The organism is Arthrobacter sp. SPT-J7 (genome assembly GCF_059089965.1).
Genome location: NZ_JBNHFF010000012.1, coordinates 53,364 through 80,046 on the forward strand (window position 1 = coordinate 53,364; position 26,683 = coordinate 80,046).

23 protein-coding genes are annotated in these 26,683 nt (G+C 67.0%); 8 read left to right on the forward strand and 15 right to left on the reverse strand.

Translation table 11 applies throughout. From position 1 onward, the window contains the following. Window positions 1-40 precede the first annotated feature (40 nt). Window positions 41-178, reverse strand: coding sequence for a methionine/alanine import family NSS transporter small subunit (locus AC5RWX_RS16735; RefSeq protein WP_493939525.1), 138 nt, complete (start codon window positions 176-178; stop codon window positions 41-43). Then, entirely contained in the window at window positions 175-1,746 is a 1,572-nt protein-coding gene (locus tag AC5RWX_RS16740; RefSeq protein ID WP_493939524.1) for a sodium-dependent transporter, read from the reverse strand. Before AC5RWX_RS16740 ends, AC5RWX_RS16735 begins: the two co-directional genes overlap by 4 nt. Window positions 1,747-1,964: 218 nt before the next feature. Between AC5RWX_RS16740 and AC5RWX_RS16745 the strand changes: the two genes are divergently transcribed. The 3 genes from AC5RWX_RS16745 to AC5RWX_RS16755 all read left to right on the forward strand — a co-directional run bounded on the left by AC5RWX_RS16745 (window position 1,965) and on the right by AC5RWX_RS16755 (window position 4,655). After that, complete coding sequence (locus tag AC5RWX_RS16745) at window positions 1,965-3,398, forward strand: PucR family transcriptional regulator (protein WP_493939523.1); 1,434 nt, start codon at window positions 1,965-1,967, stop codon at window positions 3,396-3,398. 59 nt (window positions 3,399-3,457) lie between these two features. Then, window positions 3,458-4,081 carry a putative glycolipid-binding domain-containing protein gene (locus AC5RWX_RS16750; RefSeq protein WP_493939522.1) on the forward strand — a complete coding sequence of 208 codons (624 nt, stop codon included), beginning with the start codon at window positions 3,458-3,460 and terminating at the stop codon, window positions 4,079-4,081. Between the two features lie 145 nt (window positions 4,082-4,226). After that, the gene (locus tag AC5RWX_RS16755) at window positions 4,227-4,655 is read left to right on the forward strand and encodes a hypothetical protein (RefSeq protein WP_493939521.1); all 429 of its coding nucleotides are present in this window, start codon (window positions 4,227-4,229) and stop codon (window positions 4,653-4,655) included. Window positions 4,656-4,759: 104 nt separating this feature from the next. On the opposite strand, the gene AC5RWX_RS16760 is transcribed toward AC5RWX_RS16755, so the two are convergent. The 3 genes from AC5RWX_RS16760 to AC5RWX_RS16770 are packed head-to-tail and all read right to left on the reverse strand — an operon-like array spanning window position 4,760 to window position 7,971. Continuing rightward, window positions 4,760-5,860, reverse strand: a complete 1,101-nt coding sequence (locus AC5RWX_RS16760) for a polyprenyl synthetase family protein (protein WP_493939520.1) — start codon at window positions 5,858-5,860, stop codon at window positions 4,760-4,762. A 9-nt stretch (window positions 5,861-5,869) separates the two neighbouring features. Then, a complete protein-coding gene (locus AC5RWX_RS16765) occupies window positions 5,870-7,207 on the reverse strand; it encodes a geranylgeranyl reductase family protein (RefSeq protein WP_493939519.1) in 1,338 nt (445 codons plus the stop codon). 2 nt (window positions 7,208-7,209) lie between these two features. Next, window positions 7,210-7,971: a demethylmenaquinone methyltransferase gene (locus AC5RWX_RS16770; protein WP_493939518.1), complete on the reverse strand. Its 762-nt coding sequence runs from the start codon at window positions 7,969-7,971 to the stop codon at window positions 7,210-7,212. A gap of 176 nt (window positions 7,972-8,147) precedes the next feature. On the opposite strand from AC5RWX_RS16770, the gene AC5RWX_RS16775 reads away from it, so the two are divergent. From AC5RWX_RS16775 to AC5RWX_RS16790, 4 genes are all read left to right on the forward strand, one after another. Then, window positions 8,148-9,548, forward strand: coding sequence for an isochorismate synthase (locus AC5RWX_RS16775; RefSeq protein WP_493939580.1), 1,401 nt, complete (start codon window positions 8,148-8,150; stop codon window positions 9,546-9,548). Between the two features lie 133 nt (window positions 9,549-9,681). After that, window positions 9,682-10,503 (forward strand): basic amino acid ABC transporter substrate-binding protein, encoded by an 822-nt coding sequence (locus AC5RWX_RS16780; RefSeq protein WP_493939517.1) that lies wholly within the window; start codon window positions 9,682-9,684, stop codon window positions 10,501-10,503. 78 nt (window positions 10,504-10,581) lie between these two features. After that, a complete protein-coding gene (locus tag AC5RWX_RS16785) occupies window positions 10,582-11,367 on the forward strand; it encodes an amino acid ABC transporter permease (RefSeq protein ID WP_493939516.1) in 786 nt (261 codons plus the stop codon). A 3-nt stretch (window positions 11,368-11,370) separates the two neighbouring features. After that, on the forward strand, window positions 11,371-12,126 hold the full coding sequence (locus AC5RWX_RS16790) for an amino acid ABC transporter ATP-binding protein (RefSeq protein ID WP_493939515.1): 756 nt from the start codon (window positions 11,371-11,373) through the stop codon (window positions 12,124-12,126). Between the two features lie 38 nt (window positions 12,127-12,164). Here AC5RWX_RS16790 and menD read toward each other — a convergent pair whose 3' ends face one another. The 4 genes from menD to AC5RWX_RS16810 all read right to left on the reverse strand — a co-directional run bounded on the left by menD (window position 12,165) and on the right by AC5RWX_RS16810 (window position 19,194). Continuing rightward, window positions 12,165-13,988 (reverse strand): 2-succinyl-5-enolpyruvyl-6-hydroxy-3-cyclohexene-1-carboxylate synthase, encoded by a 1,824-nt coding sequence (gene menD, locus AC5RWX_RS16795; protein WP_493939514.1) that lies wholly within the window; start codon window positions 13,986-13,988, stop codon window positions 12,165-12,167. 81 nt (window positions 13,989-14,069) lie between these two features. Next, window positions 14,070-16,142 carry a PhoX family protein gene (locus AC5RWX_RS16800; protein WP_494062571.1) on the reverse strand — a complete coding sequence of 691 codons (2,073 nt, stop codon included), beginning with the start codon at window positions 16,140-16,142 and terminating at the stop codon, window positions 14,070-14,072. Between the two features lie 171 nt (window positions 16,143-16,313). Next, on the reverse strand, window positions 16,314-17,990 hold the full coding sequence (locus tag AC5RWX_RS16805; RefSeq protein ID WP_493939512.1) for an HNH endonuclease signature motif containing protein: 1,677 nt from the start codon (window positions 17,988-17,990) through the stop codon (window positions 16,314-16,316). Window positions 17,991-18,171: 181 nt separating this feature from the next. Beyond that, a complete protein-coding gene (locus AC5RWX_RS16810; RefSeq protein ID WP_493939511.1) occupies window positions 18,172-19,194 on the reverse strand; it encodes an o-succinylbenzoate synthase in 1,023 nt (340 codons plus the stop codon). Window positions 19,195-19,261: 67 nt separating this feature from the next. On the opposite strand from AC5RWX_RS16810, the gene AC5RWX_RS16815 reads away from it, so the two are divergent. Beyond that, complete coding sequence (locus tag AC5RWX_RS16815) at window positions 19,262-20,173, forward strand: phosphatase PAP2 family protein (RefSeq protein WP_493939510.1); 912 nt, start codon at window positions 19,262-19,264, stop codon at window positions 20,171-20,173. 18 nt (window positions 20,174-20,191) lie between these two features. On the opposite strand, the gene AC5RWX_RS16820 is transcribed toward AC5RWX_RS16815, so the two are convergent. From AC5RWX_RS16820 to pdhA, 6 genes are all read right to left on the reverse strand, one after another. Then, window positions 20,192-21,400 (reverse strand): MFS transporter, encoded by a 1,209-nt coding sequence (locus AC5RWX_RS16820; RefSeq protein WP_493939509.1) that lies wholly within the window; start codon window positions 21,398-21,400, stop codon window positions 20,192-20,194. Further along, window positions 21,397-22,287 carry an MBL fold metallo-hydrolase gene (locus tag AC5RWX_RS16825; RefSeq protein WP_493939508.1) on the reverse strand — a complete coding sequence of 297 codons (891 nt, stop codon included), beginning with the start codon at window positions 22,285-22,287 and terminating at the stop codon, window positions 21,397-21,399. The genes AC5RWX_RS16820 and AC5RWX_RS16825 overlap by 4 nt, the downstream gene beginning before the upstream one ends. A 106-nt stretch (window positions 22,288-22,393) precedes the next feature. Further along, on the reverse strand, window positions 22,394-22,609 hold the full coding sequence (locus tag AC5RWX_RS16830) for a hypothetical protein (RefSeq protein ID WP_493939507.1): 216 nt from the start codon (window positions 22,607-22,609) through the stop codon (window positions 22,394-22,396). Between the two features lie 112 nt (window positions 22,610-22,721). Further along, window positions 22,722-24,434, reverse strand: coding sequence for a dihydrolipoamide acetyltransferase family protein (locus AC5RWX_RS16835; protein WP_494097619.1), 1,713 nt, complete (start codon window positions 24,432-24,434; stop codon window positions 22,722-22,724). 2 nt (window positions 24,435-24,436) lie between these two features. Beyond that, on the reverse strand, window positions 24,437-25,486 hold the full coding sequence (locus AC5RWX_RS16840; RefSeq protein ID WP_494097620.1) for an alpha-ketoacid dehydrogenase subunit beta: 1,050 nt from the start codon (window positions 25,484-25,486) through the stop codon (window positions 24,437-24,439). A 24-nt stretch (window positions 25,487-25,510) separates the two neighbouring features. Further along, a complete protein-coding gene (pdhA, locus tag AC5RWX_RS16845; RefSeq protein WP_494097621.1) occupies window positions 25,511-26,671 on the reverse strand; it encodes a pyruvate dehydrogenase (acetyl-transferring) E1 component subunit alpha in 1,161 nt (386 codons plus the stop codon). Between the last annotated feature and the right edge of the window lie 12 nt (window positions 26,672-26,683).

Genomic DNA, 26,683 nt, shown 5'->3' on the forward strand with positions numbered 1-26,683 from the left:
CACGGGGCCGGAGGGCGCCACTGGCGAGACAGCAGCCGGTTCAGAGTTCCGGTGCGTGCTCCACCGGCATGGCTCCATCGTCCTCAGGGTGGCGGTTGAGGTTGACCAAAGCCAGCGCCAACCCTCCCCACACGGTAAGGATGGCGATGATCAACATCACGATCGCTGCAGTGCTCATCGTTGTGCCTCCTCTAAGACAGGGGAATCCAGGTCCGGATCATTGGCTGCCGACTTCCTGCCCCAGGGAATCAGCGAGAGCAGGAAGGCCACGACGACCAGGGCGCCGGCCATCCCCCAGCCAAAGACATTGACAAACCAGTCGGGCATGGGCGGATCGCCGTAGCCTTCCTGAATCCTCTTGATCACTTCGCTGATCAGGATGTAGCCCAGCACAATCGGCGAGACGATGCCGACCATGATCCGCCACCACAGCCCCAGCTTGATGGACGAAACTTCGCTGACGTGTCCGCCCAGTAGCGGCAGCTTGCGGAATCCATAGGTCACTAGCAACACGGTCACCAAGGCACAGGCCATGATGCCGAAGTTGTTGACGAACGCGTCGGTAACATCCAGCAGGTTCAGGCCGGTGGTGGTCGGGAACAGCAGGATGGAAATCAACGCCAGCGGGATGCCCACGCACCACGTGGTCTTGATCCGGCTCATGCCCAATTTGTCCTGCACCGCCGCGATGATGACTTCAATGATGCTGATCAGCGAGGTGAAACCGGCGAACACCAGCGATCCAAAGAAAAGCACTCCCAGCAGTCCGCCCAGCGGCGCCTCGGAGATGATGGTTGGGAACGCGATAAAGGCCAAGCCGATGCCACCGGCGGCAACATCGCCGACCTCTGCGCCGGCACTGAAGGCCATGAAGCCCACCGCGGCGAAAACGCCAATGCCGGCCAGGATCTCGAAACCGGAGTTCGCGAAGCCCACCACGAAGCCGGAGCCGGTCAGGTCCGTCTTGTGCTTGAGGTAGGAAGCATAGGTAACCATGATGCCGAAGGCCACGGACAAGGAGAAGAAGATCTGCCCGTAGGCCGCAGCCCAGACCGTGGTGTTCGTGAGTGCGCCCCAGTCCGGAGTGAACAGGGCATTCAGGCCATCAGCGGCACCGGGCAGGAACAGCGACTGGACCACCAGGAGCAGGAACATGATCAGCAGCAGCGGCAGGAAAATGATGTTTGCCCGGCCGATTCCCTTCTGCACGCCGGCGGCCAGCACCAGCAAAGTCACCACCCAGACGATGATCAGCGGGATGAGGACCATGGGCACGAAATCGAAGCCGATGTTCACGTCCTCACTCACCTGCAGGAAGGAGCCCATGAAGAACCCCGCGGGGTCATCACCCCACGCCTCGGTGACCGAAAAAATCATGTACATCGCGGCCCAGGCGATGATCACCGCGTAGTAGACGCAGATGACAAAGCAGATGGCCACCTGCCACCAGCCCAGTCCTTCGGCGCCGCGGGCCAGCCGGCGGTAGGCCAGCGGGGCGGAACCGCGGTGGCGGTGCCCCACGGCGTAGTCGAGAAAAAGCAGCGGGATGCCGGCCGTCAGCAATGCCACCAGGTAGGGAATGATGAAGGCGCCGCCGCCGTTTTCGTAGGCTACATACGGGAAGCGCCAGATGTTGCCCAAGCCGACGGCGGAGCCGATTGCCGCAAGGATGAACACCTTGCGGGTGGACCACATCTCGCGCTTGGGCTTGACGCCCGGCGCGGCCTGCGGTGAAGGGGTACTCATAAATTGGACCTCAAAGTTAGGGATGCCAGTGCTGTGACGGCAGTTACGCCGCGGACAATCCTAACGGCGCTGTCCAAGCGGCGGAAACCGCGAACGCCGGCGCGGCGGCTGCAGACGGACGATTCCTCCCGGCGCACGGTCCCTCCCCCGGGTCGAGCAGTCGGATACCCCTCGCTGTCATAGTGCACCTGCACAACGGAGACCCGTATAGTTGGAGCATGGCTGTCACTCTCGCCAAACTTCTCGCCTCGCCTTCGCTGCACCTGAAACTAGTGGGCACCGCACAGGGCGACCCGGACGCGCCCATCACCTGGGTGGCCTCCACCGAGCTGGAGGATCCATTGCCCTTCCTGAGCGGAGGCGAGGTGGTGCTGACCACCGGCCTGCGGCAGACGACCGCGGCTGCGCAGCGCAAATTCGTGGCGCGCGTCCACCAGGCTGGCGCGGTCGGCATGGGCTTCGCCTTGGGGCTCACCCACCGGAAGGTTCCGCAGGGCGTGCTGGCGGCAGCCAACGAACTTGAACTGCCGGTCTTTGAAGTGCCCTACGAGACACCGTTCGTGGCCATCAGCAAGATGGTGGCCGATGCGATATCCGCTGACCATTACAACCGGCTGGAGCACCTGCTCAAGGACCACCAGGCGCTGGCGGCCTCGCTGCTGGGCGGTGGCGGCCTCCCCGCGCTGTTGCGTAAGCTCGCCGCGATGGTGGGCACCGACGTCGTGCTTTCCCAGTACGGCACCCGCCTGTACGGAACCGGCAGCGGGCGCACCGGTTGGCACGAGCTCCCGATCGCCACCGGCCTGAAGGACCGCTGCACGCTGGCGCTGGCCGAGCCCTACGAGCGCAACGCCATAGTGGACTACGCGCAAAGCCTGATCAGCCTGGAGCTGAGCAACCAGGCTCACCGCCGCGCGGCCGACCGGCGCGCTGTGGGCCAGGTGCTGCTTGATGTAGTGGGCGGCGTGCTGCAGGGCGGGGACGCGTCGCTGCGGCTGAGCAACGTGGGGATCGACGCCGGACGGCGCCAAGTGGTGGTCATGGTGCAGGTGGCCGGAGCCCAGCGCCGCGCGCTGCCCACCTTGCCGCTGCCCGCCGCATTCGATGGCGTGGTCACCGGTCTCGTGGACGAGCGGCTGGTGCTCGTGGTGCAGGGCGCCGAATCGGGTGAATCGCTGGGCGAGGAACTGAGCAGCTACCTGCAGCGCGCGGGGCTGACCGCAACGGTGGGCGTGGGTGGCAGTTATGCCCAGGCGAACGGCCTGCGCTGGAGCTACTTCGAGGCGAAGGAAGCCGTTGGCCGCGGCGGACGGCTGAACGTCCCGCAGCGGCTGTCGCTGACCTCCCTTCTGCTGGCCTCCGAAGACGTGCCGCTGAGCGATCTGGCGGCCGAAGCGCTGGACCCGCTGGCCGACTTCGACGCCGCGCATGATGCCGCCCTGTTGCCCACCCTGCAGACGTATCTGGAGCTGAACGGATCGGTAGCCGCCGTCGCGGAAGAGCTGGGACTGCACCGGAACTCCGTCCGCTACCGGCTGTCCCAGATCGTGGAGCTGACCGGCTACGACCCCGCCCTTACCGCGGACCGGGTGCACCTGTGGCTGGCTCTGGCGGTGCGGCGGCTGGGCTCCGACTCGGGGTCGCAAGGCTAGCCCGGGAGCCCGCTCCCGAACCCTTGTCATAACTGGGCGCAGGCACAAGGCTGGGGGTCATGGGACACGAGACGCACGAGAGCCGCACGGTGACCTGGCTGGGAACCGACGATCCGCAGCGCGCCGACACCGCCACCATCAATCTGGAACCCGAGCGGCTCAGCGCCCACGGTGCCTCGCGCACTGCCGACTACGCGGCGAGCTGGTCCCTGACCACCACCGGCAATTGGTTCACCGAGAACCTCACGGTCTCCGTCCACGGCCGGGGCTGGAGCAGGTATCTGGTGTTGGACCGCGCCACTGACGGCAGCTGGAGCGCGGCAACGAAGATCTCCGGGGACACCGACTTGCCGGAACCGGGCATCGTCGACCCGGTCTCACTGACAGGGGCGGTGGACTGCGATCTGGGCCTGTGTCCGGCCACTAACACCATGCCGATCCTGCGGCTGGGCCTGGTCCACGACGCCGAATCCGCCGCGGAGCTGACGGTGGCGTGGGTGGAGATGCCGAGCCTGCGGGTCCTCGGCCGGCAACAGATCTACAGCGGCTGCCGCGCGTACGACGACGGCAGCGGCACGGCCGCTGTTACCTTCAGTTCCGGGGACTTCAGTGCCGAAATTGAGGTGGACTCTGACGGCATCGTGATCGACTACCCCGGCCTGGCCACCCGCCGCCGGGACTGACGCACCGCAGCACTATTGCGTCCGGTCGCTCCCGGCGATCCGCCGGGACCGACGCGCCGCCGTCGTCGTCATCGGTTCGAGCCAATCGGTGCCGCCCCATAGGATGGTATTCAAGCCCGCCAACCAACCGTTCCAGGGAGAAACCATGCCTGAAATGTTCGTGGACAAGTTCCGTGCGCTCGTGCCCAAGTACCTGGACCGGACGTGGACCGAAGACGACGGCATCTCCTATGACGACCTGGAGGGCCTGCTGGGCGAGCACAAATTCCAGGTTCCGCAGGCGCTGGTGGAGTTCTACCACGCGCTCGGCGGCTGCGAGGACTTGATGGAAGCCCACGATTTCTTCTTCGACCCGGATGAGCTCGAGATCGAGGACGGCTACCTGCTGTTCTTGGACGAGATGGACGAAGAAGCGAACTGGGGTTTCAAGTCCGAGCACCTGGACGTGCCGGACCCCATTGTCTGGATCCGAACGAACGGCCCGCAGCCGCGCTGGAAGAGCGAAGAAGCCACCTTCAGCGAGTTCGTCTTCGACATGTTCGATTGGGTCTTCGGGGACGAGGAAGAAGACTAGCTAGCGGGCTTCTGCCACCAGAGCCACGCCGAAACCGACCAGCACCGTGCCGGTGCTCATCGGCTCGACCGCACACTCACCGGCAGGTCAGTGCGCTGCACCGCTTAGACCTCGCGGTCCACGACGGCTTCGGCGAAGGCCGTCAGCGCGAACTTCACCGTGCTCTCCGGCAGCGGCTCCAGGGACGCCTTGGCGGCGTCGGCCCATTCGCCGGCGATGGACCAGGCCTTCGCGGTGACCGGGTGTCCACGCAGTGCGGTGACGGCCTCGGCCAGGGCTTCGTCGGAGGTCAGGTCTGCCTCCACCAGCGCCAGCACGGAGGCGGCGGAAGCATCGCCGTCGGCCGCGGCCTTGCGCAGCAGGAGCACCGGCAACGTGGGCACACCCTCGCGCAGGTCGGTTCCCGGAGTCTTGCCTGACTTCGCCTTGAGTCCGGTCACGTCGATGACGTCGTCCGCCAACTGGAAGGCAACGCCCACTTTCTCGCCGTATTCCAGCATCACGTTGACCGCCTGCTCGCCGGCGCCGGAGAACATGGCGCCCAGCTGGCCGGAGGTGGCGATCAGCGAGGCGGTCTTGTCCGCGATCACGGACAAGTAGTGCTCCACCGGGTCCTCGTCGTCGCGCGGTCCGACGGTTTCGTGCAGCTGGCCCAGGCAGAGCCGTTCAAACGTCCGGGCCTGGATGCCCACGGCCTCCGGACCCAGCTGGGAGACCAGCAGCGAGGCGCGGGCGAAGATCAGGTCGCCAGCCAGGATGGCCACTTGGTTGCCCCATACTTCGTGCGCGGTCGGGGCGCCCCGTCGGTACGGTGCGGAGTCCATCACATCGTCGTGGTAGAGCGTGGCCAGGTGCGTCAGTTCAACCACGACGGCGGCCTGCACCACCTCGGGGACCGAACCGTTGCCCAACTGCGAGGCCAGGATGGTCAGCAGCGGGCGGATCCGCTTACCGCCGGCTTCTACCAGGTGACGGCTGGTGGCATCGGCGAACGGATCGGAATGCGCTATGGCTGCACGCAGCTGCTTCTCCACCCGGGCCAGGGCGGTGGAGACCTCGGGACCGAGCACGGCGTCTTGGGCCACCGGGTCGAACCCGGCAGGCAAGTTCAAGGTGGTGGCAAGGGCGGCGGTTGCTGTATCCAGCTCCGGCGACTCCGGCGGGTTCTGGCCGGCAGGAGTCCAACTCGGTTTAGCGTCAGTCACGGTTCAACACTAACTAATCGTCGGGGCGGTGTGGCTGGCCGGCTTGTTGCCGCCAGTCTGGTTGGATGCCGGCGGCGTGAGCTGCTCCAGCAGATGAATAACTCTATCCTCAAATCCCTTGCCGCCTGAGTCGGTCAGGTTGGCCAGCATCCGCACCACAAAGCGCATCAGCGGCGGGACCGGCATTCCGGTGCGGAGCGCCAGTTTCATGATGGCGGGTTTGCCGATCAGCTGGGCGAAGATCCGGCCCAAGGTGAAGTGGCTGCCCCAATGGCCGCGGATGATGCCTGGGTAGGTGGACAGCGCTGCGTCGAAGCCGGACCTGCTGAGCAACTGGCCGCCGGTTCCGGCCAAGCGGGCGTGGGCGTCGGCAATCAGCTCTGCGGCGTAGCGGGCGGACTCCATCGCGTAGGAGATGCCCTCGCCGTTAAAGGGGCTGACCATCCCGCCGGCGTCGCCCAGGAGGAGCAGTCCGGGACTGTAATGCGGCGTGCGGTTGAAGCCCATCGGCAGGGCGGCGCCGCGGATCTCGCCGACCTGGTTCTCCTGGGTGAAGCCCCAGTCCGCGGGCATTCCGGCGGTCCATTCGCGGAGCACTTGCTTGTAGTCCAGCTTGCCGAAGGACTTGGACGAGTTCAGGATGCCCAGGCCCACATTGGAGGTACCGTCGCCCACGCCGAACACCCAGCCATAGCCGGGCAGCGGATTCCCGGCGGCGTCGGGCAGTTCCAGCCAGCCTTCCATCCATTCGTCGTCGTGCCGGGGAGAGTTGAAGTAGGTGCGCACGGCCACGCCCAGCGGCCGGTCGTCGCGCTTCTCGATGCCCAAGCTCAGCGCCGTGCGGGTGGAGTTGCCGTCGGCGGCGAGCACCACGTCGGCGAAGAAGTCCTTGGTCTCGCCGGTCTTGCGGCCGCGCTCTTCCAGCAGGTTGGCGCGCACACCGATGACCCGTCCGGCGTCGTCCCGCAGAGCGGTGGAGACAGAATGGCGTTCCAGCACCACGGCGCCGGCGGACTCGGCATGCCGGGCGAGTGCCTCGTCAAAGCCGAGCCGGGTGCGGATCAGGCCGTAGTCCGGGAAGTCGCTCAGCTCCGGCCAGGGCAGCTCAAGCTGCCGGCCGCCGGCAATCAGCCGCAGCCCACGGTTCCGGCGCCATCCGGCTGCTTCCTCGTGCGGCAGGCCCAGCAGCTGCACCTCGCGCACCGCACGCGGCGTCAGGCCGTCGCCGCAGACCTTTTCGCGCGGGAAGGCGGTCTTTTCCAGCACCGTCACGTCGACGCCGGCGGCGGCCAGGTAGTACGCGGCGGTGGCTCCGGCCGGGCCGGCCCCAACTATCAGAACTGACATGGCTACAGGGTGCGCCGGCTGCTCTGGCGCTTCAGCGCAGCCTGCGCCCCGGTGTTGGCGGCATCCGGGCGGCCGGGCTTCGTGGCCCGGTGCACGGCGACGATGCCTCCGGTGAGGTTGCGGTAAGCCACGTCGTGCCAGCCTTCGCCGGTTATCCACTCGGCCAACTGGTCCTGGTTCGGCCAGGCGCGGATGGACTCAGCCAGGTAGACGTAGGAGTCCGGATTGGACGAGATCTTGGACGCGATCGCCGGCAGCGCGCGCATCAGGTACTCGGTGTACACGGTCCGCCACGGCGCGAAGGTCGGCTGCGAGAACTCGGCGATCACCATCCGGCCGCCGGGCTTGGTGACGCGCAGCATCTCGCGCAGCGCCAACTTCGGATCGCTGACGTTGCGCAGGCCGAAGGAAATGGTCACCGCGTCGAAGGAGTTGTCCGCGAAGGGCAGGCTGGTGGCGTCCCCGGCGACAAAATCGATGTCCGGGCGGCGGCGCTTGCCCACCCGCAGCATGCCCAGCGAGAAATCACACGCCACTACATGGATGCCGGCGTCGGCATACGGCTCGCTGGAGGTGCCGGTTCCGGCAGCCAGGTCCAGGACCTTCTGGCCACGCTCGGCGTCCACCGCATCCACCACGATCCGGCGCCACCGGCGGGTCTGCCCCATCGACAGCACATCGTTGACCAGGTCGTATTTCGGCGCCACGTCATCGAACATGGCAGCTACTTCATCCGGGCGCTTCTCCAGCGATGCACGATTCACCGCTTCATTGTCTCAAAGACCGGCGCCCGGCCGCGAACCCGGGCGCGCGCGGGCGCCGTTCCCGGCGCGGCCGGATTCGCGAAGGGCCGGCATTCCCCGCGCGGCCATGTTCGTGAAGGGCCGGCGCTCCCCCGCGCGGACGGCGTTCCCCGCGGGGCAGAGTAGGCTTAATGTCCATGACCTCCGCGCTCTCCCCCTCATCCGGCCTGCCCGGAACCCGGCCGGCCGCCGCTGCCGTCGGCACGGCGCCCGAGGCAGCGGACCAATCGCCCACGGGCACGCTGCGCGGCATTACGGTTGAGTGGCCCGCGGTCCCCGATACCCAGGGGCTGTTGGAGTATCTGGTGCGAGACGACGTGCTCTGCTGGGTGCGCCGAGAGGGCGGTTTGGCCGGCTTCGGCGAGGCTGCGCGATTCACGGCCAGCGGGCCGGACCGCTTCCAACAGGCTGCTGCGTGGTGGCGCGGCATTCAGGCCGGCGCGGACATTGACAACCAGGTAGGTGGACCGGGCACCGGAGCGGTCGCCTTCGGCTCCTTCGCGTTCTCCTACACCTCGGCCCACAGCTCCCGGCTGGTGGTGCCGGAGGTGCTGGTGGGCCTGGATGGGGACCGCGCGTGGCTCACCTATCTCACGTACGACGGCGATGCCCACCTCAGTGCCGCGACAGCCGAGGCCGCGCTGGCCGCGTGGATGGAAGAGATCTCGGCCGAACGCAGTCCGGATCCGGCCGACTCGCTGGTGCCGGGACAGGTCTCCGAGCAGGCCTACATGGATGCCGTGGCCGCTGGTGTTAAGCGGATCCAGGCCGGGCACCTGAGCAAACTCGTGGTGGCCCGCGACGTGGTGGCGCACCTGGCCACCCCCATCGCCACCGCGCAGGTGCTGCGCGAACTGGCGGCACGGTACACGGACTGCTGGACCTATTCCGTGGACGGACTCATCGGTTCCACTCCGGAAATGCTGATCAAGGTCGAAAACAACGTGGCCCGGGCCCGCGTGCTGGCCGGAACCCTGGACCGCTCACGGACGCAGAACCATTCCGGCGAGTCGGACACCGAATACGCCCAGCGGGTGCTGGCGGGCTCGGAAAAGCAACGGCACGAGCACCAAATCGCGATCGACTCGCTCACCCGCAAGCTGGAACCGTTCACCACCGCCATGACCTCGCACAGCGAGCCGTTCGTGCTGGAACTGCCCAATGTGTGGCACCTGGCCTCGGATGTCTCGGCCGAGCTGGCACAGGATGCCGGGCAGCCGCCGTCGTCGTTGGAGCTGGCCGAAGCCGTGCACCCCACGGCAGCCGTCTGCGGCACTCCTACCGAGGTTGCCGGAGCGCTGATCCGCGAACTGGAGCAAATGGACCGCGGGCCCTACGCCGGCCCGGTCGGCTGGACCGATGCTGCCGGCAACGGTGAATGGGGAATCGCTCTCCGCGGCGCCGTTGTCGAAAGCCCGCAGCAGGTCCGGCTCTATGCCGGATGCGGCGTCGTGGATGGCTCCGACCCGCAGGCCGAACTGGCAGAAACCTGGGCGAAGTTCCGGCCAATGATCGAGGCGCTGGGCTTGCGCCGATAACTAATCACCGACATTCCGGCATAATTACTGTTTCCCAATAGGCAATCAATGTAGCCTGTGGTGCATATCACTTGTGCCGGATGTGTTCCCGTTACACTTAAGCCGGATTTCCAACGAGACAAAGGTAGTAACTATGCGCAAAAAGGCATCCAAGGCGGTCCAGGGGCTCTCCCTCCTGGCCGTCGCGGCACTCGCTTTGACCGCCTGCGGCGGTTCGGACAACGCTGGCAGCAGCGGCGGCACCGGCAGCGCCAGCGGCGCGGGCAGCGATCTGCCCTTGGTTCAGGCCGGCACGCTGACCGTCTGCTCCGACATCCCCTACCCGCCGTTCGAGTTCGAAAAGAATGGTGAGTACACCGGCTTCGACATGGACTTGGTCAAGGAGATCTCGTCCGAAATGGGCCTTCAGGTGGCTATCAAGGACGTGGGCTTCGACGCCCTGCAGTCCGGTGTCACCTTGGCCGCCGGCCAGTGCGATCTGGCAGCCAGCGCTATGACCATCACCGAGGACCGCAAGAAGAACCTCACCTTCTCCGATCCCTACTATGACTCGCTGCAGTCGCTGCTGGTTCCGAAGGGCTCGGACATCAAGTCCATCGAGGACTTGGGCGGCAAGAAGGTAGGGGTCCAGCAGGGCACCACCGGCGAGTCCTACACTCGCAAGAACGCACCCAGCAACGCGGATGTTGTTGCTTTCCCGTCCGATGCCGAAATGTACCAGGCCATCCAGGCCGGCCAGGTCGACGCTCTGCTTCAGGACCTGCCGGTGAACATCGGCCACACCAAGGACGGCAAGTTCACCGTGGTGCAGGAGTACAAGACCGACGAGGCCTATGGCTTCGCGGCGAAGAAGGAAGGTTCCGAGGCGCTGATCTCGGCCGTCAACGATGCCCTCAAGACGCTGCGTGACGACGGCAAGTACAAGGAAATCTACGACAAGTACTTCACCGAGTAGCACGCCCCTCCGGCCCCCGTTCCCCTGCCGCAGTGTAGGAAACGGGGGCCGCCGACTTACAGCTGGAAGGCACCACCAGTGAAACCTTCGACCCGCCGCCGACTTTTCCGCGGGGTCCTCTACGCCATCTTCATTGCCGCCGTCGCCGCCGTCGTCCTGGTCGCTGATTGGGAAGCGATTCGGACGAACTTCCTGAACCCGGAGATTTTCCGCGATCAATTCCCGGCGATCATCACCACCGCAGCAAAAAACACGATCATCTACACGGTCATCGCCTTCATCGGAGGCCTGCTCCTGGGGCTGGCCCTGGCGCTGATGAAGCTCTCACCGGTGGCTCCCTACCGGTGGGTGGCAACCGCTTATATCGAACTGTTCCGTGGCCTGCCTGCTCTTTTGGTGATCTTCGGCTTCGCCTTCGCGGTCCCGATCGCTTTCCAGTGGCGTCCGCCGGGTGGCAGCGCGGGTGCTGGCCTCATCGCCCTGATCGTCGTCTCGGCCGCCTATATGGCCGAGACCATCCGCGCCGGCATCGAAGCCGTTCCTTCAGGCCAGCGTGAAGCTGCGCGTTCTCTGGGCATGAACCCCAGCTGGACCATGGTCTCCGTAGTGCTGCCGCAGGCGGTCCGGATCGTCACCCCGCCGCTGACCAACGAGCTGGTCATCCTGATCAAGGACACCTCGCTGCTCTTCATTGCCGGCATGGCGCTGGAACAACGGGAGCTCACGACCTTTGCGCGCGACGGCGTGTCCCAGTTCGCCAACGCCACTCCTTTGGTTGCCGCTGCCCTCATGTACCTGATCATTACCTTGCCGCTGACCCAGCTGGTGGCCCGGCTGGAGAAGCGCAACAAGAGGAGCCGGTAACCCATGACTGAACAATCTTTGCGCCAGGACGCACCCGCCATCCAGGTCAAGGACCTCTACAAGAACTTTGGCAGCAACGAGGTGCTCAAGGGCATCGACTTCCACGTGAACCAAGGCGAAGTTGTCTGCGTGATCGGACCGTCCGGTTCCGGCAAGTCCACGCTGCTGCGCTGTGTGAACCGACTGGAAGAGCCCACCAGCGGCACCATCCTGGTGGAAGGCGTGGATATCACCGACCCGGAGACGGACCTGGACAAGATCCGGACCCGGATCGGCATGGTGTTCCAGCAGTTCAACCTGTTCCCGCACCTGAACGTCCTGGGCAACCTCACGCTGGCCCAGCGCCGGGCCAAGAGACGCGGCAAGGACGAGGCGATGGACGTCGCCCGGAAGAACTTGGAGAAGGTGGGACTGGCCAACCGCGAGAACGCCTATCCTGCCCAGCTCTCCGGCGGCCAGCAGCAGCGCGTCGCCATCGCCCGGGCACTGTCCATGAACCCGGACATGATGCTCTTCGACGAGCCCACGTCCGCACTGGACCCGGAACTGGTGGGCGACGTTTTGGCTGTGATGCGCCAACTGGCGGACGAAGGCATGACCATGATGGTGGTGACGCACGAAATGGGCTTCGCCCGCGAGGTCGGCGACCGTGTGGTCTTCATGGACGGCGGCGTGGTGGTGGAGCAGGGCAAGCCCGAGGACGTTTTGGGCAACCCGCAGCACGAACGCACCAAGGCGTTCCTCTCGAAGGTCCTCTAACCCGGCTCAGCCCCAGGGCTCAAGCCAATGGCTCAACTTCATAGCGTGGCAGTGGCGGTCGCAATGGCGGCCGCCACTTCTGCGTGGAGGCTGCGCAGCCTGCTTCGGTCGGTCCGGACTTCCACCACGCTCCGCCCGGCCACCGGTTCGGACAGCACAGTGTCCAGCTCGTCGGCGTCCTTGACCAGCCGATGCTGGACTCCGTAGCCGGCCGCCAGCGAGGCAAGATCCGCCCGGTGCGGGGTGCCGAAGAGGCGCTCGACGGCGGACGTGTAGGACGTCTGCTCCCCCACCTTCCCGTGTTCCAGGGTCGAGAAGATCCCGCCGCCGGAATCGTTGAGCACCACGATCTGCAGGTCGGGCTCGGGCTCCCCCGGTCCGAGCAGCAGCGATCCGGCGTCGTGCAGGAAGGTCAGGTCGCCCATAAGCGCCCTGGTTGCGCTTTTCGTTCCGAGTGCGATGCCCGACGCCGTGGCCACCGTGCCGTCGATGCCTGCCAGTCCGCGGTTGGCGTACACGAAGGCATCCGGAATATCGATGGGTGTGCCGGCCAGGTCCACGTCGCGGATGGGGTTGGAGGAACCCAGCACCAGCCGGCCTCGGGTATTCAGCCATACCGACCGTCCCACCCGCAGCCCGGTCAGGCCCGGTTCGGCGTCCAGTAGATGGATCAGGGCAACATCGGCGGCGCCGGCTGCCCGTCGCCATGCCTGCAGCCAGCCCTCCGGACCCGAACCAGCGAAAAGAGACAGGTCCTCCGGCTCGGAGATGACGCGTTCGCGCCGGCGCCCCGGCTCGTACCAGGCGACCGGTTCGGGCTGGAACAACGCGGTTTGCACGTCCTCGCGCGCCAGCAGCGCGGCAACAGGACGCGACAGCGTGGGCCGGCCAAAGACCACAGCGCGCTCGACTTGCGTTCCGAAGTGGCCCAGCAGCATGCGGTAGGGCCCAATGGCGTTCGGACCGAAGCGCGCGTTGGAGGAGGGTTCCGCCAACAGGGGCAGACGGTGGGCGCGGGCAAAGGCTTCAGCCATGGCTCCGGCACCATGACCGGCGACCACCACGGTGCGGTGTTCGTCGGTGGCGTGCACGGCCGGTTCGGCCAGACTTACCGGCCAGTTGATGCTCCAGCCGGGTTCCTCCACGCCCGTCTCCGGCGCCACGACGCCCGGGGATCCAGGACTTGGTTCCGCTGCCTCCGGGAACAGCGGATCCCGGAACGGCAAATTAATATGCACCGGCCCCACCGTGCCCTGGTGCGGACCCAGATCGGCCGGTGCAGTGTGCTGGCCTGGCGAAGGCGTGGCTGCGATCGCGCGAAGGTCGTCCAGCGCCGGAGGCAACGGGATGCCTTTAGCTCGGAGCAGGCTGGTGCGGATGGCATCGGTAGGGTCATCACCAGCCGGAATGTCGACGGCGGAGCGCACGTGGATACCGAAGAGGCCAGGTTGGACCGTGGTTTGGTTTGCACCGGTCCCGCGCATTTCCTCCGGCCTGTCGGCGGAGATCACCAGCAGCTCCACTCCGGCGTGGTTGGCCTCCATCACCGCCGGCAGCAGCTCCCCTACGGCGGTCCCGGACGTCGTGACAACCGGGACCGGACGCACCGAACCCAGCGACAGGCCAAGCGCGGTGAAGGCCGCCCCGCGCTCGTCGATCCGGACATGCAGCCGCAATTCGCCCCGGGTCTCCGCCTCGGCGAGCGCATACGCCAACGGAGCGCTCCGCGATCCGGGGGCAACGACGACGTCGCGCACGCCGCCCCAGACCAAGGCCTCCACGGCCAGTCGGGCGGCTTCCATCGAGCTCAGCTGCGCAGTCACCCCCTCATGGTAAGCAGACGGCCATGTCCGGGTGGACATGGCCGTCTGTTGGCTCCTGTCGCGACAACTGTGCCGGGCTGGCGCTTCCGGGCTAGCGCTTCACGTGCCGGCGCTTCCGGGCTAGCGCTTCACGTGCCCGTTCTTGCCCTTGAACATCTGGATCACGGCCGGGCGCGGCAGTGCGGCGTCGCCCCGCTTGGCACGGCGGCCTTCCTGGACATAGTCCGGGAACAGCGAGCGCTGGGCGCCCCAGCTGCCGTCCTCGCCCGGGTGCTGCACTGCGACGAAAACCAGCCCATCGTCGTCGTGAATCAGCGGGCCGCAGGTCTCGGCATCGATCGGGACGGCCATGAACTGCTCCACCTTGCCGCGTTCCTGTCCGTCCAGCGTGACGCGGAAGAGGGCATCGTTGCGCTGGATGGTGCCCGGCTGGCCGTCGGTGGAGACCCACAGGTTGCCGGCGGAGTCGAAGGCCAGGTTGTCCGGGCAGGAGATCGGCTGCACCTGGTCCGCCGGGTAGCCACTGAAGTAGACGGACTGGTCCACGGCGGGATCGCCGGCCACCAAGATCAGACTCCAGGTGAATTCGGTAGAGGTCTGATCGCCGGTTTCGGTCATTTCGACGATGTGGCCGTGGCGGTTGTTCGCCCGCGGGTTCGGCTCGTCCGCCTGGGCGCGGGTGCGGGAGGTGTTGTTGGTGCATGCCATGTAGATCTTGCCGGTGGCCGGGTTGATCTCCACATCCTCCGGGCGGTCCATCTTGGTGGCGCCCATCGCGTCGGCTGCCAGGCGGGTGTAAACCAGCACCTGATCGATGCCCATGCCCGGCACCAGGGACTTGCCGTCGCGGGTCAGCTGAATCCAGTGCCCGGTTCCGTCGAACGCGCCGTCGGAGGGCAGCACGCCGGAACCGTCGATCTGGTTCTGCGGCGAGTTGCCCTTGAAGCTGGCCACAAACAGGTCGCCCTCGGTCAGCAGCGTCATGTTGTGCTTCTTGTCGCCCTCGCGGTATTTACCCTTGGAGACGAACTTGTACAGGTAGTCGAAGCGCTCATCGTCGCCGGAGTAGGACACCGCGTGGCCGGAGGCAGCGATGGTCACGTTGGCGCCCTCGTGCTTGAAGCGGCCCAGGGCGGTGTGCTTGCGCGGGGTGGACGTGGGATCGAACGGATCGACCTCCACAATCCAGCCGAACCGGTTGTCCTCGTTCCTTCCTTCGGGGCGGTCGGTGTCGAAGCGGGGTTCCGGGATGTGCCAGCCCCGCGACGGGTTGGCCGATGTGAGCCCGTAACGGCGCTGCTCGGCGGCCGGGGCCGACACTTTGAAGTACTGGTTGAAGTTCTCTTCGCCCGACAGGATGGTGCCCCAGGGCGTGGTGCCGCCGGCGCAGTTGTTCAGCGTGCCGAGGACGCGCCGGCCGGTGGGGTCGGCCTGCGTCTTGAGCAGGTCCGAGCCGGCTGCCGGGCCGGTCAGTTCGTATTCGGTGTCCATCAGGAAGCGCCGGTTCAGCTGCGCGCCGCGGATGTAGCGCCAGGGCTGGCCCTTGCCCTTGCGCTCCAGCTCCACCACGGACAGACCGTGCGCGGCCATCGCCACCTCGCGCTGGCGTTCGACCGGCATGTCCGGCGGGAACATGATGCCCTCGTTGGTGTATTCGTGGTTGGCGAACAGCACCGCGCGCTTGCCGTTGCTGCCCGGAATCTCAATGATGTCCAGGTAGTCGTTGTTGTAGCCGAACTGGCCCGACTGGGACTTCTTCGTCTGGTTCTCCGGGTCGAACTCCGGGGTGTCATGGAACAGCGGGTCGCCCCAGCGGATCACCGGGTCCCAGTTGTAGCCCCTGGGGATGACGACGTCGTCCACGTTGTTCGGCACGGCGTTGATGCCGTCGAACTTCAGCTTGCTGCGGTTTCCCGGCCGCTTCCCGGCCTTGGCCGCCGGGGAGAGCCCGACCTGTGCCTCGGCGGCTGCTCCCCCGCCGAACATCAGCGCCAGCGCACCTGCACCGCCCAGTCCCATCATCCGGCGTCGGGAATACTCGGCCGAGACGATGTCCCGGAAGTAGTTGTTCTCAGAGGTGTTGCACACGCCCTTGGCGCAGGCGTTGTCGCACTTGAGCGCGCAGGTCACGGCGCTCCGCTTTCCGGACACATGGCCCAGCATGGGCAGGTAGCGCTTCTTGGTATCGGTCACGGTATTCGCCTTCCACGTACAATCTGTCGGTTCCCTGCTTTATCGTTTCGATGGAAGTCGACCGGCAGATCGAGCGCAGGTGAATTTTTGGCCAACAGTGGGCGAAAGGCGTCACCCTTTGCTTACGGATTTTCCCCGGAAGCAGCCTTGAGGCGCGATACAACGCCAGTGTCAGAACGGCGGCGGCGCGTTGGGGTCGATGTCCTCATCGTCGGGCAGTTCGATGCGGGTACGTTTGGGCTTCCCGTCCCCGGCTTCGCTTTCGCCTGCCGCGCCAACTGTGCCTGGCAGGAGCGTGTCCCAGTCATCATCCGGGGACGTAGTCTTGCGGTGGCCTGTACGCGTGGTCCACGTGATCTCACCGTTCGGGCCCGCCACTGCGCTTGATTCACCGGCTGTCTTCGCCGCAAAATGTGCTGCGCAGAGGCATTGCAGGTTCTCCAGAACCGTCAACCCGCCGTCGTCCCACGCGATGACATGATCAATCTCGCAGTATGGCGCAGCCCGGCGGCAGCCGGGGAACCGACAGTGCCGGTCCCGTATGCGGACGAGCCGTTTCAACCATTCGGGCGGAGTCCGTAGCTTCCGGGCCGCGGCGACGGCTCGGCCGTGGTCATCGGTGAGTACCAGCAACCAGGATTTCGCCAACTGGGCGAGCTTCCGGCCCATGTCCGGCGGAATCGGTCCGTGCCCGGCCAGGTCTCCAGGCTCCTCGCTCAGCCCAAGCAGCGTAGTCAGCGGCATCGTGACCAGCATCCCCGGCCCTGCGCTGCCTGACCTTCTCCGTGCCGGTTCAGGAAGCACGCTCGCGCCTGCAGCAAGTGCCGGATCCTGTCCGTCAGTCTGGTCCGTCGGCGCAACCGCTGCAGCAGTCGGGACCGCTCCGGACAGCAGGAGATCGGAGAACACATCGGCCCGCAACTGCGGCAGGGTCCGTTCTTCTCCGGGACCTTGGAGGGAACGGGCGGTGGACTGGACCCGGTCGAAGACAAGATGGGCCTTGTCAGCGCTCATACGGATCCACAGTTCGGCCATGCCGTCGTCCTGATCGGTCAACTGCACGTCCCGGGACTCGTTCGCCCGCCGGTGACGCTCCGATAACGCCTCCGGATGCAGGCGGTCGCGCGTTCTCCGGGCCCGGGACCTCACGGATTCCAAAGTGATGTCCCCGGCGCCTGGCAGCACGGCGGCTTCGAAGTCTTCGAGGCATTCCGCCGGCAGGTCGGCGGAGCCCCTGGCCACGGCTTTCGCCCGCGCCAGATCCAGATCACCGCGGCTCATGGCGCCGAGCGTTCCCGGCAGGTTCGAGCAGATGTGACGGGCGTCGGCGAGCATGACCCTCGCTGCGGCGTCTCCGGTGGATAAGTGCGCCGAAATTTCCTGCGGCGCGAACCTGGAAAAGCCTTCCGGGTCTCGATCCCCGCGCTGCCCCGACCGCAGCAGCGCGAAGCGGTTCAGCGCCTGTACCTGGCAGGACTGCACCCAAGCTTCCACCCGCGCTGCAGCCTTTAGATAATCGATCGCCTGCGCATCGTCCAACGCCCTGGGATCCACTACGGCGAGCAGGCCAGCCAACTCATCCGGTACACCCGCGCCATCCTCCGGTATTGACGGATCCTCCCGGTCCACCGGCGAGAGAGAATCGACTTTATCGGCGGTTTCAACGCCCGTGGAGAAGCCTCCCACCCCGCCCGGCGAGAAGCCGTAGCGCCGCAGCAGGGCATCCGCCAGAACCTGCTGCAACAGGGCCTCCAGCAACGAGCTGTCCGGATGCGCCGTGACACCAAGGTCCATCACCAGTCCCTGACCCGGAACCGGCAGCTGAAGCTCAATGCCCTCGCTGTCCATGTATTCACGCTATCGGCTGGCTCGGACAGTTTTCCCAGTGAAAAAGGGCCCAGAGAGCACCTGAAGGATCGACCCGGACGAGGAAGGATCGACCCGGACGAGGAAGGATCGACCCGGACGAGGAAGGATGGACCTCTGTCAGTTGACGAGTGGCGCCCGAGGAGTTGAAGGCGCCGCTGGATCACGCCTCCAGCAGCCGGTAGGTCCGCGTCAGGCGGTCCAGCCACCATTGCCGACGGTCCGCCGGCGCGGCAAAGCGATCCAGCAGCACCGGATCTGGCACCACCTCTCGCACCGGCAGCCGTCCGGCCACCGGCACCAGCGACTGAGCGGTGATGTCGCCGCCCATCAGGGACACCGTGGCCAAGCCGCAGGCGTACGGCAGGTCCGGCAGTGCCGCGGCCAGGGCCACGCCGGCGCGGATCCCCACCGAGGAATCCAAGGCAGAGCTGACGACGGCGGGGAGTCCGGCCTGGGCGACGATGTCCAGTGCCCGGCGCACTCCGCCCAGCGGCTGCACCTTGACCACAATCAGGTCCGCTGCCTCTTCGCGGGCCACCCGCAGCGGGTCGGAGGCCTTGCGCACGCTTTCGTCCGCCGCGATGGGCGTGTCGATACCGCGCCGGCGCAGCTCAGTCCGCACGGCCCGCAGCCCGGCGATGTCCGGCACCGGTTGCTCTGCGTACTCCAGCGAGTACTCGGCCAGTCTGGTCAGCGCATCAACGGCCGCCGCAACGTCCCAGCCGCCGTTGGCATCCACCCGCAGCACGGCGTCGGGAGCAGCGGCGCGCACGGCCGCGACCCGTGCCACATCCTGGGCGATGTCCTGGCCGGTCTCGGCAACCTTGACCTTCACCGTCTGCGCCCCGTCGTAGCGGGCCAGCACCCCGGACACCTGGTCCGGCGCCACCGCGGGAACTGTGGCATTGACCGGAACGCTGTCGCGGACCGGCGCGGGGAAGCCCTGCCAGCCCGCCTCCACCGCAGCGGCCAGCCAGGCGGCGGCCTCGGCGTCGTCGTACTCAGGAAAAGGCGAGAATTCCGCCCATCCCGCCGGGCCTTCCAGCAGCAGCACTTCACGCTCCATCACGCCGCGGAAGCGGACCTTCATCGGCAGGGAAACTACCCGTGCTGTGGCCAGCAGATCGGCAAGCTCGGGCAGATCGTGGCGCCCGGAAAGGTCAGGAAGCTGGTGCGGTATCATCGAGTCCACTGTACGGCTGGCGGCCCCTTCCCGGATGCTGCCAGCATTGTGTGGCACCCTAGAATCGATGACTTCGCAGCGATCCAGCTTCCGCCCCCGGACCGCCTCCCGCCGTCCGGCAGCGCACGCTCCTGGCCTTTTCTGGCTGGGCGCGCTGTTGTGCGCGGGCGCGTTTGCGCTGAACTACTACGCCTTCGTTCGGACCACCACCGGGCAGTTCGCGGATGAATCAGCCTGGGCAGAAGCGGAGTCCGGCTGGCGGCTGGGCCGGGGCGTGTTCCTGGACTTCCTGGACCTGCTGCCGGATGTTTCAGTGGCGGTGGCAGCCGCCGTGCTGCTGGTGGTGGCCTTAGTACGACGGCGGTGGGTCTCCGCTGCGATCGGCGTCGGTGTGGTCGCGGCGTCGGCGGCCACCACGTGGATCCTCAAGAACGTCATCCTCGACCGGCCCGACCGTGGCGTGCCAACATTGGAGCACAATTCGTTGCCGTCCGGGCACACGACCATCGCCGCTGCTGCGGCCCTGGCCGTCTTCCTGGTCGTTTCGCCCCGCTGGCGTCCGTTCGCTGCGGCAGCCGGTGGCTTGTACGCCGTGCTGGCCGGGGCTGCCACCCTGATCAACGGCTGGCACCGGCCTTCCGATGTCGTAGCAGCCTTCCTGGTGGCCGGTTTCTGGGTCTTGGCTGCCGGCCCGGTAGTGCTGCGGCACGGCAACGACTGGAACGTCTGGTCAGGCTACGGAAGTTTCTGGGCTGCCTCGGTTTGGTGGCCGCGGCTGTGCTGGTTGCTGGCCGTGCTGGGGCTCGGCATGGCCGCCGGCCTGTATCTGCTGGTCCAGCGGCTCGGTCCCGCCGCGGTGCCCGGCGACGGAACCATCCCGTTCTTCTTCTGGGCCGGGATGGGCCTGATCACGGGCACCGGCATGCTGCTCAGCGCCCTGCTGACCTGGCTGTTCGGCATCCAGTCGCGCAGGCACTGACAGGTACCTAAACCGCCGCTACTTTGAGCTGAGTTGCTGATTCTTGGTTGTCTGCGGCACCCGCGGAATCCAGTAGCCCAAGGCCACCGCGCCCAGGACGGCGAGCCCCGCCGTCGTCCATATCCCCACGGAGAGCGACACGAGTGCGGTGACGGCGCTGAGCAGGGCCGGGCCGCCCATGGTGCCGGTGTCGGTGACCAGTCGCCACAGGCCCAGGAACTGCGGCCGTCCTGCTGGCGGAGCATGATCGGCGCCGAGCGTCATCACAATCCCGGAGCCCATTCCGTTCCCCACGCCCATCAGCAGCGCGGCGAGCAGCAGCGCGGTGAAGCCGGTGGTGAACGGGATCCAGATCAGGCCCGCCGCCATGATGATCATGCAGGGCACCGCCGTCCAGATCCGGCCTTTCACGTCCATGAGCTTGCCGGCCGGGTAGAACAACAGCATTTCGACGGCGCCGGACATACCGTAAATCAGCGACGCCGCCGAGGCATCCAGGCCCAGGTTTTCGGCCCAGAGCGGCAACACCGCCTGCCGGGAGGCGCGGACGGCACCGACCAGCATCACTCCGATGCCAACCGTGGCGAAGGTCCGCCAGTGACGCGTGTAGATGCTGCGGATGGTCACCGGCGGCGCGCCCGGAACCGCCGTCGTCGCCGATTCGAAGTCGGGCACGGTCAGCGAGAGCGCCGCCGCCAGCACCATGGTCACGGCACCGAGCCAAAACGCCGCGGGGATGCCGCCCAGCGCAATGGCCGCCGCGGCCAGGAACGGGCCGGCGAAGATGCCGATCCGGTGGGTCCCTCCGAGGGTGGACATGGCGCGGGCGCGCAGGTGGTGCGGCACGGCCGCGGTCAGGTAGGACTGCCGGGCCAGGTTGAACACGGACCCGGCCATGCCCACCATGAAGATGGCCGCGGCGAAGAGCGGCAAACTGGTGGCGGTGGCCCCGAGCACCATCGCCGCCATCGCCCAGATGGCTGCCGCCACCAGCGCGCTTCGTTCGCCGAACCGTGCCGTGAGGGACGACGCCGGCAGGTTGGTCAGCAGCGAGGCGAATCCGACGACGGTGGTCACCAGGGCCGCCACCGCGAAGCTGGCACCGAGGTCGTGGGCCCGCAGCGCGATCACCGGGGTGATGGCGCCCATGCCGATGCCGTACAGCACCGACGGGCCGAAGGCCGGAAGCGCTATCTGGCGGAGGCTGAAATCGCCCGAACCGCTCACCTGCTGGCTTTGAGCCGCTGCAGCAGGGAGCGGGACTGCACTGGGCCGTAGGGCAGGATCGGGATGGCCTTAGTGGCGTCCGCTGGTGTGTCACGGCTGGCCTGTTCCCCCATCCGGACAGCCAGGGCCATGGTCTCGCACATGTTCTTCACGAAGGCGTCGCTGACGGTCTGGCCGTGGCCGGGCACCAGCACGTCGTACTCGTGGCGCAGGCCGGAGATCCGCCGCAGCGTCTCGACCCAGTCGCGCGGATAGGAGTCCTCGAAGGCGGGAGGCGCGCCTTGCTCCACCAGGTCGCCGGCGAACAGTGTGCTGGGCGAGCCGACCAGCAGGTCGCCGTCGGTGTGGCCCAACCCCAGGTGGAAAAGCTTGACGCTGACCCCGCCCAAGTCGACCGTGGTTTCCGTGTCCACCAGCTTGGTGGGGATCCTGATGGCGGTGTACTCGCCCTCGCCCGCAGCCATTTCCGGTTCCGTTTCCGCGACGGCGGCGCGTTGCAGTGCACCGTTCTCGGCGATGTCATGCGCGCAGCTGCGGTGCGCGTAGAAATCCTGCACACCCTGGGCGGCGAAATAGTCATTGCCGAAGACGTGGTCATAGTGGAAATGCGTATTGACGACGGCGAGCGGCAGCTTGGTCAGCCGGCGCACCGCCGCGTAGATCCGCCGGGCTTGGCGTGGGCCGGCGCCGGTATCCACCACCAGTGCCTTGTTCCCGCCGATGACCAGCCCGGAGTTGAGCAGGTACTCCGGGGTCCTGATCACATAATTCCCGGGCGCAACTTGCACGGTTTCCGCAGGCTGGCCGGTTGTATCCTCTGATCGGGCGGCATCGCTCATCCGGCCGTCACTCTCCATCGCCTCGCACACCGGCCGCGCAGATGGCACGGCCCTTTCCTGCTACCGTACCGCGCCGGCCGGTTCCACTGAACGACGGCAGAATGGGACAGGGACGCGGCCACCGCCGCGGCCCACTCACGACTGGCCCTTGGTATCAGTACTCGTGGGCGTGGCGGGCTTCCTCCCGGATTTCGCCGAACGGCACGGAGTCGTCGACGTACGCCTGCACATGCTTGGACCCCATGCCGCGGATCGAGATGCCGTGTTCTCCATCGGCAACCGATTCGAGGAACACCGGCCGGAGCGCCTCGACATGGTGTGCAGACAACCCGGAGAGGTACTTTTGGTACGCCTCTGGCAGAGTGATCATGCCTAAGCGTAGCGCCGGGCAGATCGGGTCAGCTAGGGAAATTTTCCAGAGCTTTTGGGCAGCACCGGCTGCAACCCGGGCCCGCCATCAGCGACAGCGGGCCCGGTAACCGTCAGAGATCGGCGAGCACGCTGCCGGGGTTCTCGATGGCGTCCGCGACGTAACGCAGGAAGCCGCCGGCCGTGCCGCCGTCGCACACCCGGTGGTCGAAGACCAGCACCAGTTCGGTAACCTTCCGGACGGCCAGCTCGCCGTTGACCACCCAGGGCTTGTCGATGATCCGGCCGACGCCGAGGATGGCCACCTCGGGGTAATTGATGATGGCGGCACTGCCGTCCACCCCAAAGACTCCGTAATTGTTCAGCGTGAAGGTACCGCTGGTCAGCTCGGCAGGTGTGGCCTTGCCGTCACGCGCGACGGCGGTGAGCCGCCTGATCTCGGTGTCCAACTGCCGGGCACTGAGCTTGTCGGCGTTGCGCACGCTCGGCACCAGCAACCCGCGGTCGGTCTGGGCGGCGAAGCCCAGGTTGACGCCGTCGAAGCCGACGATCTCCTCGCCTTCCACCCGGGTGTTCAGCTCCGGGTACTTCGCCAGGCCGGCCAGCACAAACCTGGCGATGAAGGCCAGTAGGCCCGGGGTGTTCTCCGGGTCGCGTCGTTTGAGGTCGGCGCGCATCTGCAGCAGCGCGGTGGCATCCACGTCCACCCAGACGGTGGCCTCGGGGATTTCCGTGCGGCTGCGGGACATCGCCTGTGCCACCGTCTTGCGGACGCCCTTTATCGGGGTGCGGGTGGCGATGCCCAGGCCGGTGCGGGCGTCGGTGCCGTCCGCCGACGGGGCGCCGCCAGTGGTCGATGGAGGCGCGCCAGCGGTGGTCGATGGAGGCGCGCCATCGGTGGTCGATGGAGGCGCGCCAGCGCCGTCGGTGGTCGATGGAGGCGCGCCAGTGCCGAGTAGAGACCCGCCGAGCAGAGACCCGTCGAGCAGAGACCGGTCCGCCACCGGACCTCCGGCGAGCGCGGCCTCGACGTCCTTGCGCAGAATCATCCCGCCGGCGCCGGTGCCGGAGATGTCGGCCAGACGGAGGCCGGCGTCGCGGGCCAGTTTGCGAACCAGCGGCGAGATGACCAGCGGGGCCGAGCCAAGGGTCTCCACGCGGGTTTCGCGGGTCTCCACGCGCTCGCTGGCGCTCGCTTGGTCGACCACCGGGGCGCTGTCGGTGCTCGATGGAGGCGCGCCAGCGCCGAGTAGAGACCGGTCGACCACCGGGGCGCTGCCTGTGGTCGATGGAGGCGCGCCAGCGCCGAGTAGAGGCCTGCCGGCCTTCGGCTTGCGGGTGCGCCTGGACCCGGCCGACCCGGCGGGGGTCCCATAGCCAATCAGCACATTGCCGGAGCCGGACTCTGCCGGCTCCTGCTGTGCATGTTCCTGCTGAGCAGGAACCTTGATGCCGGCGCGTTCCTCGTTCCGGTAGGCCTCGCCGTCAGGATGCCCCGCAGCGGACAGCGCGCCGCCGCCGGAGGCCTCCCCCGCCTGCGGTGCGGATCCGGCGGGACCCGATGCACCGCCGTCGTGCACATAGCCCGGCGCATCCACCGAGATCAGCGGTTTGCCCACATCCATGGTGTCTCCGGCGGCTCCGTGCAGCACGGCAACCGTCCCGGCGTAGGGGCTGGGCACCTCCACCATGGACTTGGCGGTCTCCACTTCGGCCACCGGCTGGTCCACGCGGATCTCGTCGCCCACCTTGACCAGCCAGTGGACCAGTTCGGCCTCGGTCAGGCCTTCGCCGAGGTCCGGCAGCTTGAATACTTGTCGCGTCATGGCTACGCGTCCTCCCACTGCAGTTCGTCCACGGCGTCCAGGATGCGGTCCACGCTGGGCAGATAGTAGTGCTCCAGCTTGGGCGCCGGATAGGGAATGTCAAAGCCGGTCACGCGCAGCACCGGAGCGGCCAGCGAGTGGAAGCAGCGTTCCTGAACCCGCGCCACGATTTCCGAGGCGACCGAGGCGAAACCGGGCGCTTCAGCCACGACGACGACGCGGCCGGTCTTGCGCACCGATGCCATCACGGTCTCGTCGTCGAAGGGAACGATGGACCGGATATCGATCACTTCCAGCGAGCGGCCTTCCTCGGCGGCCGCTGCGGCGGCCTTCATGACGGTGGGCACGGACGGTCCGTAGGTGATCAGCGTGGCGTCGGTTCCGGCACGGGCGATAACGGCGCGGCCGAAGCCGCTCATCGCCGGCGCAGCGGTCGGCTCCGGTCCGTCGGTCCGGTCCAGCGCAGGTGTGCCCCAGCGCGCCTGCAGGGCCTCAAGGTCCAGTTGCTCCTTGGAGAAGTAAAGCTTCTTCGGCTCCAGGAACACCACAGGGTCCGGAAAGCGGATGGCTTCGCGGAGCATCGTGTAGGCGTCTTCCACCGTGGCCGGAGCAACAACGGTCAGCCCTGGGGTGTGCGCGTAGTAGGACTCCGAGGAGTCGCAGTGGTGCTCCACGCCGCCGATGCCGCCGGCATACGGGATCCGGATGACCATCGGCAGCTTGACCTTGCCGCGGGTGCGGTTGGGCATTTTGGCCACATGCGAGACCACCTGCTCAAACGCCGGGTAGGCGAAGGCGTCGAACTGCATCTCCACTACCGGTCGCAGGCCGTTCATCGCCATGCCGATGGCCATGCCCATGATGCCGGACTCAGCCAGCGGGGTGTCGAAGCAGCGTTCCTCGCCGAATCGTTTCGTCAGGCCGTCGGTGATGCGGAAAACGCCGCCCAGCGGGCCCACGTCCTCACCGAAGACGACGACGGAGTTGTCGGCTTCCATTTCATCGGCCAGCGCCGTGTTCAACGCCTTGGCGAACGTCATTGTTGTGCTCATGGTGTGTCCTTCGGTGGGCGGCGGTCAGGCCGACTCGCGCGAGAGTTCCTCGCGCAGCATGGCGGCCTGCTCGCGCAGCTGGCTGGTCTTTTCGGTGAAGACGAACCGGAACAGGTCCTCCGGGTCCACTTCGGTCTCGGCATTGAGGCCGTCGCGCATCTGGGCGGCGACCGTTTCGGCCCGGCCGGCGATCTCCTCTTCCAGCTCCTCAGTCAGGACGTTCAGCTCTTTCAGGTAGGCCCGCAGGCGCACCAGCGGATCCTTTGGCGCCCACTCGGCCACTTCATCGTCGGTGCGGTAGCGGGTGGCGTCGTCGGCGTTGGTGTGCGACTGCATCCGGTAGGTGTGCGCCTCCACCAGGGCCGGGCCGCCGCCCTGCCGCGCGCGGTCCACAGCCTTGCCCAGCACGGCCAGCAGGGCGGCGGTATCGTTGCCGTCTACGCGCTCGCCCGGCATGCCGTAACCGATGGCCTTGTGCGCCAGCGACGGTGCCACGGTCTGCTTGTTCAGCGGAACCGAGATGGCGTACTGGTTGTTCTGCACAAAGAACACCACCGGCAGGTGGAACACCGCGGCGAAGTTCAGCGCCTCATGGAAGTCGCCTTCGCTGGTGGCCCCGTCACCGCAGAGCGCGACGACGACGGTGTCCTCGCCTTTGAGCTTGGCCGCATGCGCCAAGCCCACGGCGTGCAGCAACTGGGTGGCCAACGGCGTGGCCTGAATCGAGACCTTGTGCTCGTACGGGTCGTAGCCGCCGTGCCAGTCCCCTTGCAGCAGGGTGAGCGTCTGCACCGGGTCGACGCCCTTGGCGATCACGGCCACGGTGTCGCGGTAGGTCGGAAACAGCCAGTCGTCCTCGCCGATGCAGAGCGCGGAGGCCACCTGGCAGGCCTCCTGCCCGTGCGACGACGGGTAAACAGCCAGCCGACCCTGGCGGACCAGCGCGTTGGCCTGGTCGTTGACGCGGCGGCCCACCACCAGCTCGCGGTAGGCCATCAGCAGTGCCTCGCCGTCGGGCAGCGGGTACTTGTCGTTGTGCACGTGCTGGCCGTCCGGATCCACCAACTGCACAGGCTGGCCGGAGGGCAGCATGTAGGCCTCCGCGGTGACCGGATCGTCCATGCCGGCGCGGCGGGACGGATCGGCCATCGATCCCTCGATCGGGTTACCGGTTGAGATAGTCATGGTGTCTCCCTC

Bases quoted from the DNA above. Each gene is read 5' to 3' on its own strand.
- AC5RWX_RS16835 (WP_494097619.1), bottom strand. From the start codon at position 24,434: ATGACGCGACAAGTATTCAAGCTGCCGGACCTCGGCGAAGGCCTGACC.
- AC5RWX_RS16780 (WP_493939517.1), top strand. From the start codon at position 9,682: ATGCGCAAAAAGGCATCCAAGGCGGTCCAGGGGCTCTCCCTCCTGGCC.
- AC5RWX_RS16840 (WP_494097620.1), bottom strand. From the start codon at position 25,486: ATGAGCACAACAATGACGTTCGCCAAGGCGTTGAACACGGCGCTGGCC.
- AC5RWX_RS16775 (WP_493939580.1), top strand. From the start codon at position 8,148: ATGACCTCCGCGCTCTCCCCCTCATCCGGCCTGCCCGGAACCCGGCCG.
- AC5RWX_RS16790 (WP_493939515.1), top strand. From the start codon at position 11,371: ATGACTGAACAATCTTTGCGCCAGGACGCACCCGCCATCCAGGTCAAG.
- AC5RWX_RS16815 (WP_493939510.1), top strand. From the start codon at position 19,262: ATGACTTCGCAGCGATCCAGCTTCCGCCCCCGGACCGCCTCCCGCCGT.
- AC5RWX_RS16765 (WP_493939519.1), bottom strand. From the start codon at position 7,207: ATGTCAGTTCTGATAGTTGGGGCCGGCCCGGCCGGAGCCACCGCCGCG.
- AC5RWX_RS16745 (WP_493939523.1), top strand. From the start codon at position 1,965: ATGGCTGTCACTCTCGCCAAACTTCTCGCCTCGCCTTCGCTGCACCTG.
- AC5RWX_RS16740 (WP_493939524.1), bottom strand. From the start codon at position 1,746: ATGAGTACCCCTTCACCGCAGGCCGCGCCGGGCGTCAAGCCCAAGCGC.
- AC5RWX_RS16735 (WP_493939525.1), bottom strand. From the start codon at position 178: ATGAGCACTGCAGCGATCGTGATGTTGATCATCGCCATCCTTACCGTG.
- menD (WP_493939514.1), bottom strand. From the start codon at position 13,988: ATGTCCACCCGGACATGGCCGTCTGCTTACCATGAGGGGGTGACTGCG.
- AC5RWX_RS16755 (WP_493939521.1), top strand. From the start codon at position 4,227: ATGCCTGAAATGTTCGTGGACAAGTTCCGTGCGCTCGTGCCCAAGTAC.
- AC5RWX_RS16750 (WP_493939522.1), top strand. From the start codon at position 3,458: ATGGGACACGAGACGCACGAGAGCCGCACGGTGACCTGGCTGGGAACC.
- AC5RWX_RS16830 (WP_493939507.1), bottom strand. From the start codon at position 22,609: ATGATCACTCTGCCAGAGGCGTACCAAAAGTACCTCTCCGGGTTGTCT.
- pdhA (WP_494097621.1), bottom strand. From the start codon at position 26,671: ATGACTATCTCAACCGGTAACCCGATCGAGGGATCGATGGCCGATCCG.
- AC5RWX_RS16810 (WP_493939511.1), bottom strand. From the start codon at position 19,194: ATGATACCGCACCAGCTTCCTGACCTTTCCGGGCGCCACGATCTGCCC.
- AC5RWX_RS16805 (WP_493939512.1), bottom strand. From the start codon at position 17,990: ATGGACAGCGAGGGCATTGAGCTTCAGCTGCCGGTTCCGGGTCAGGGA.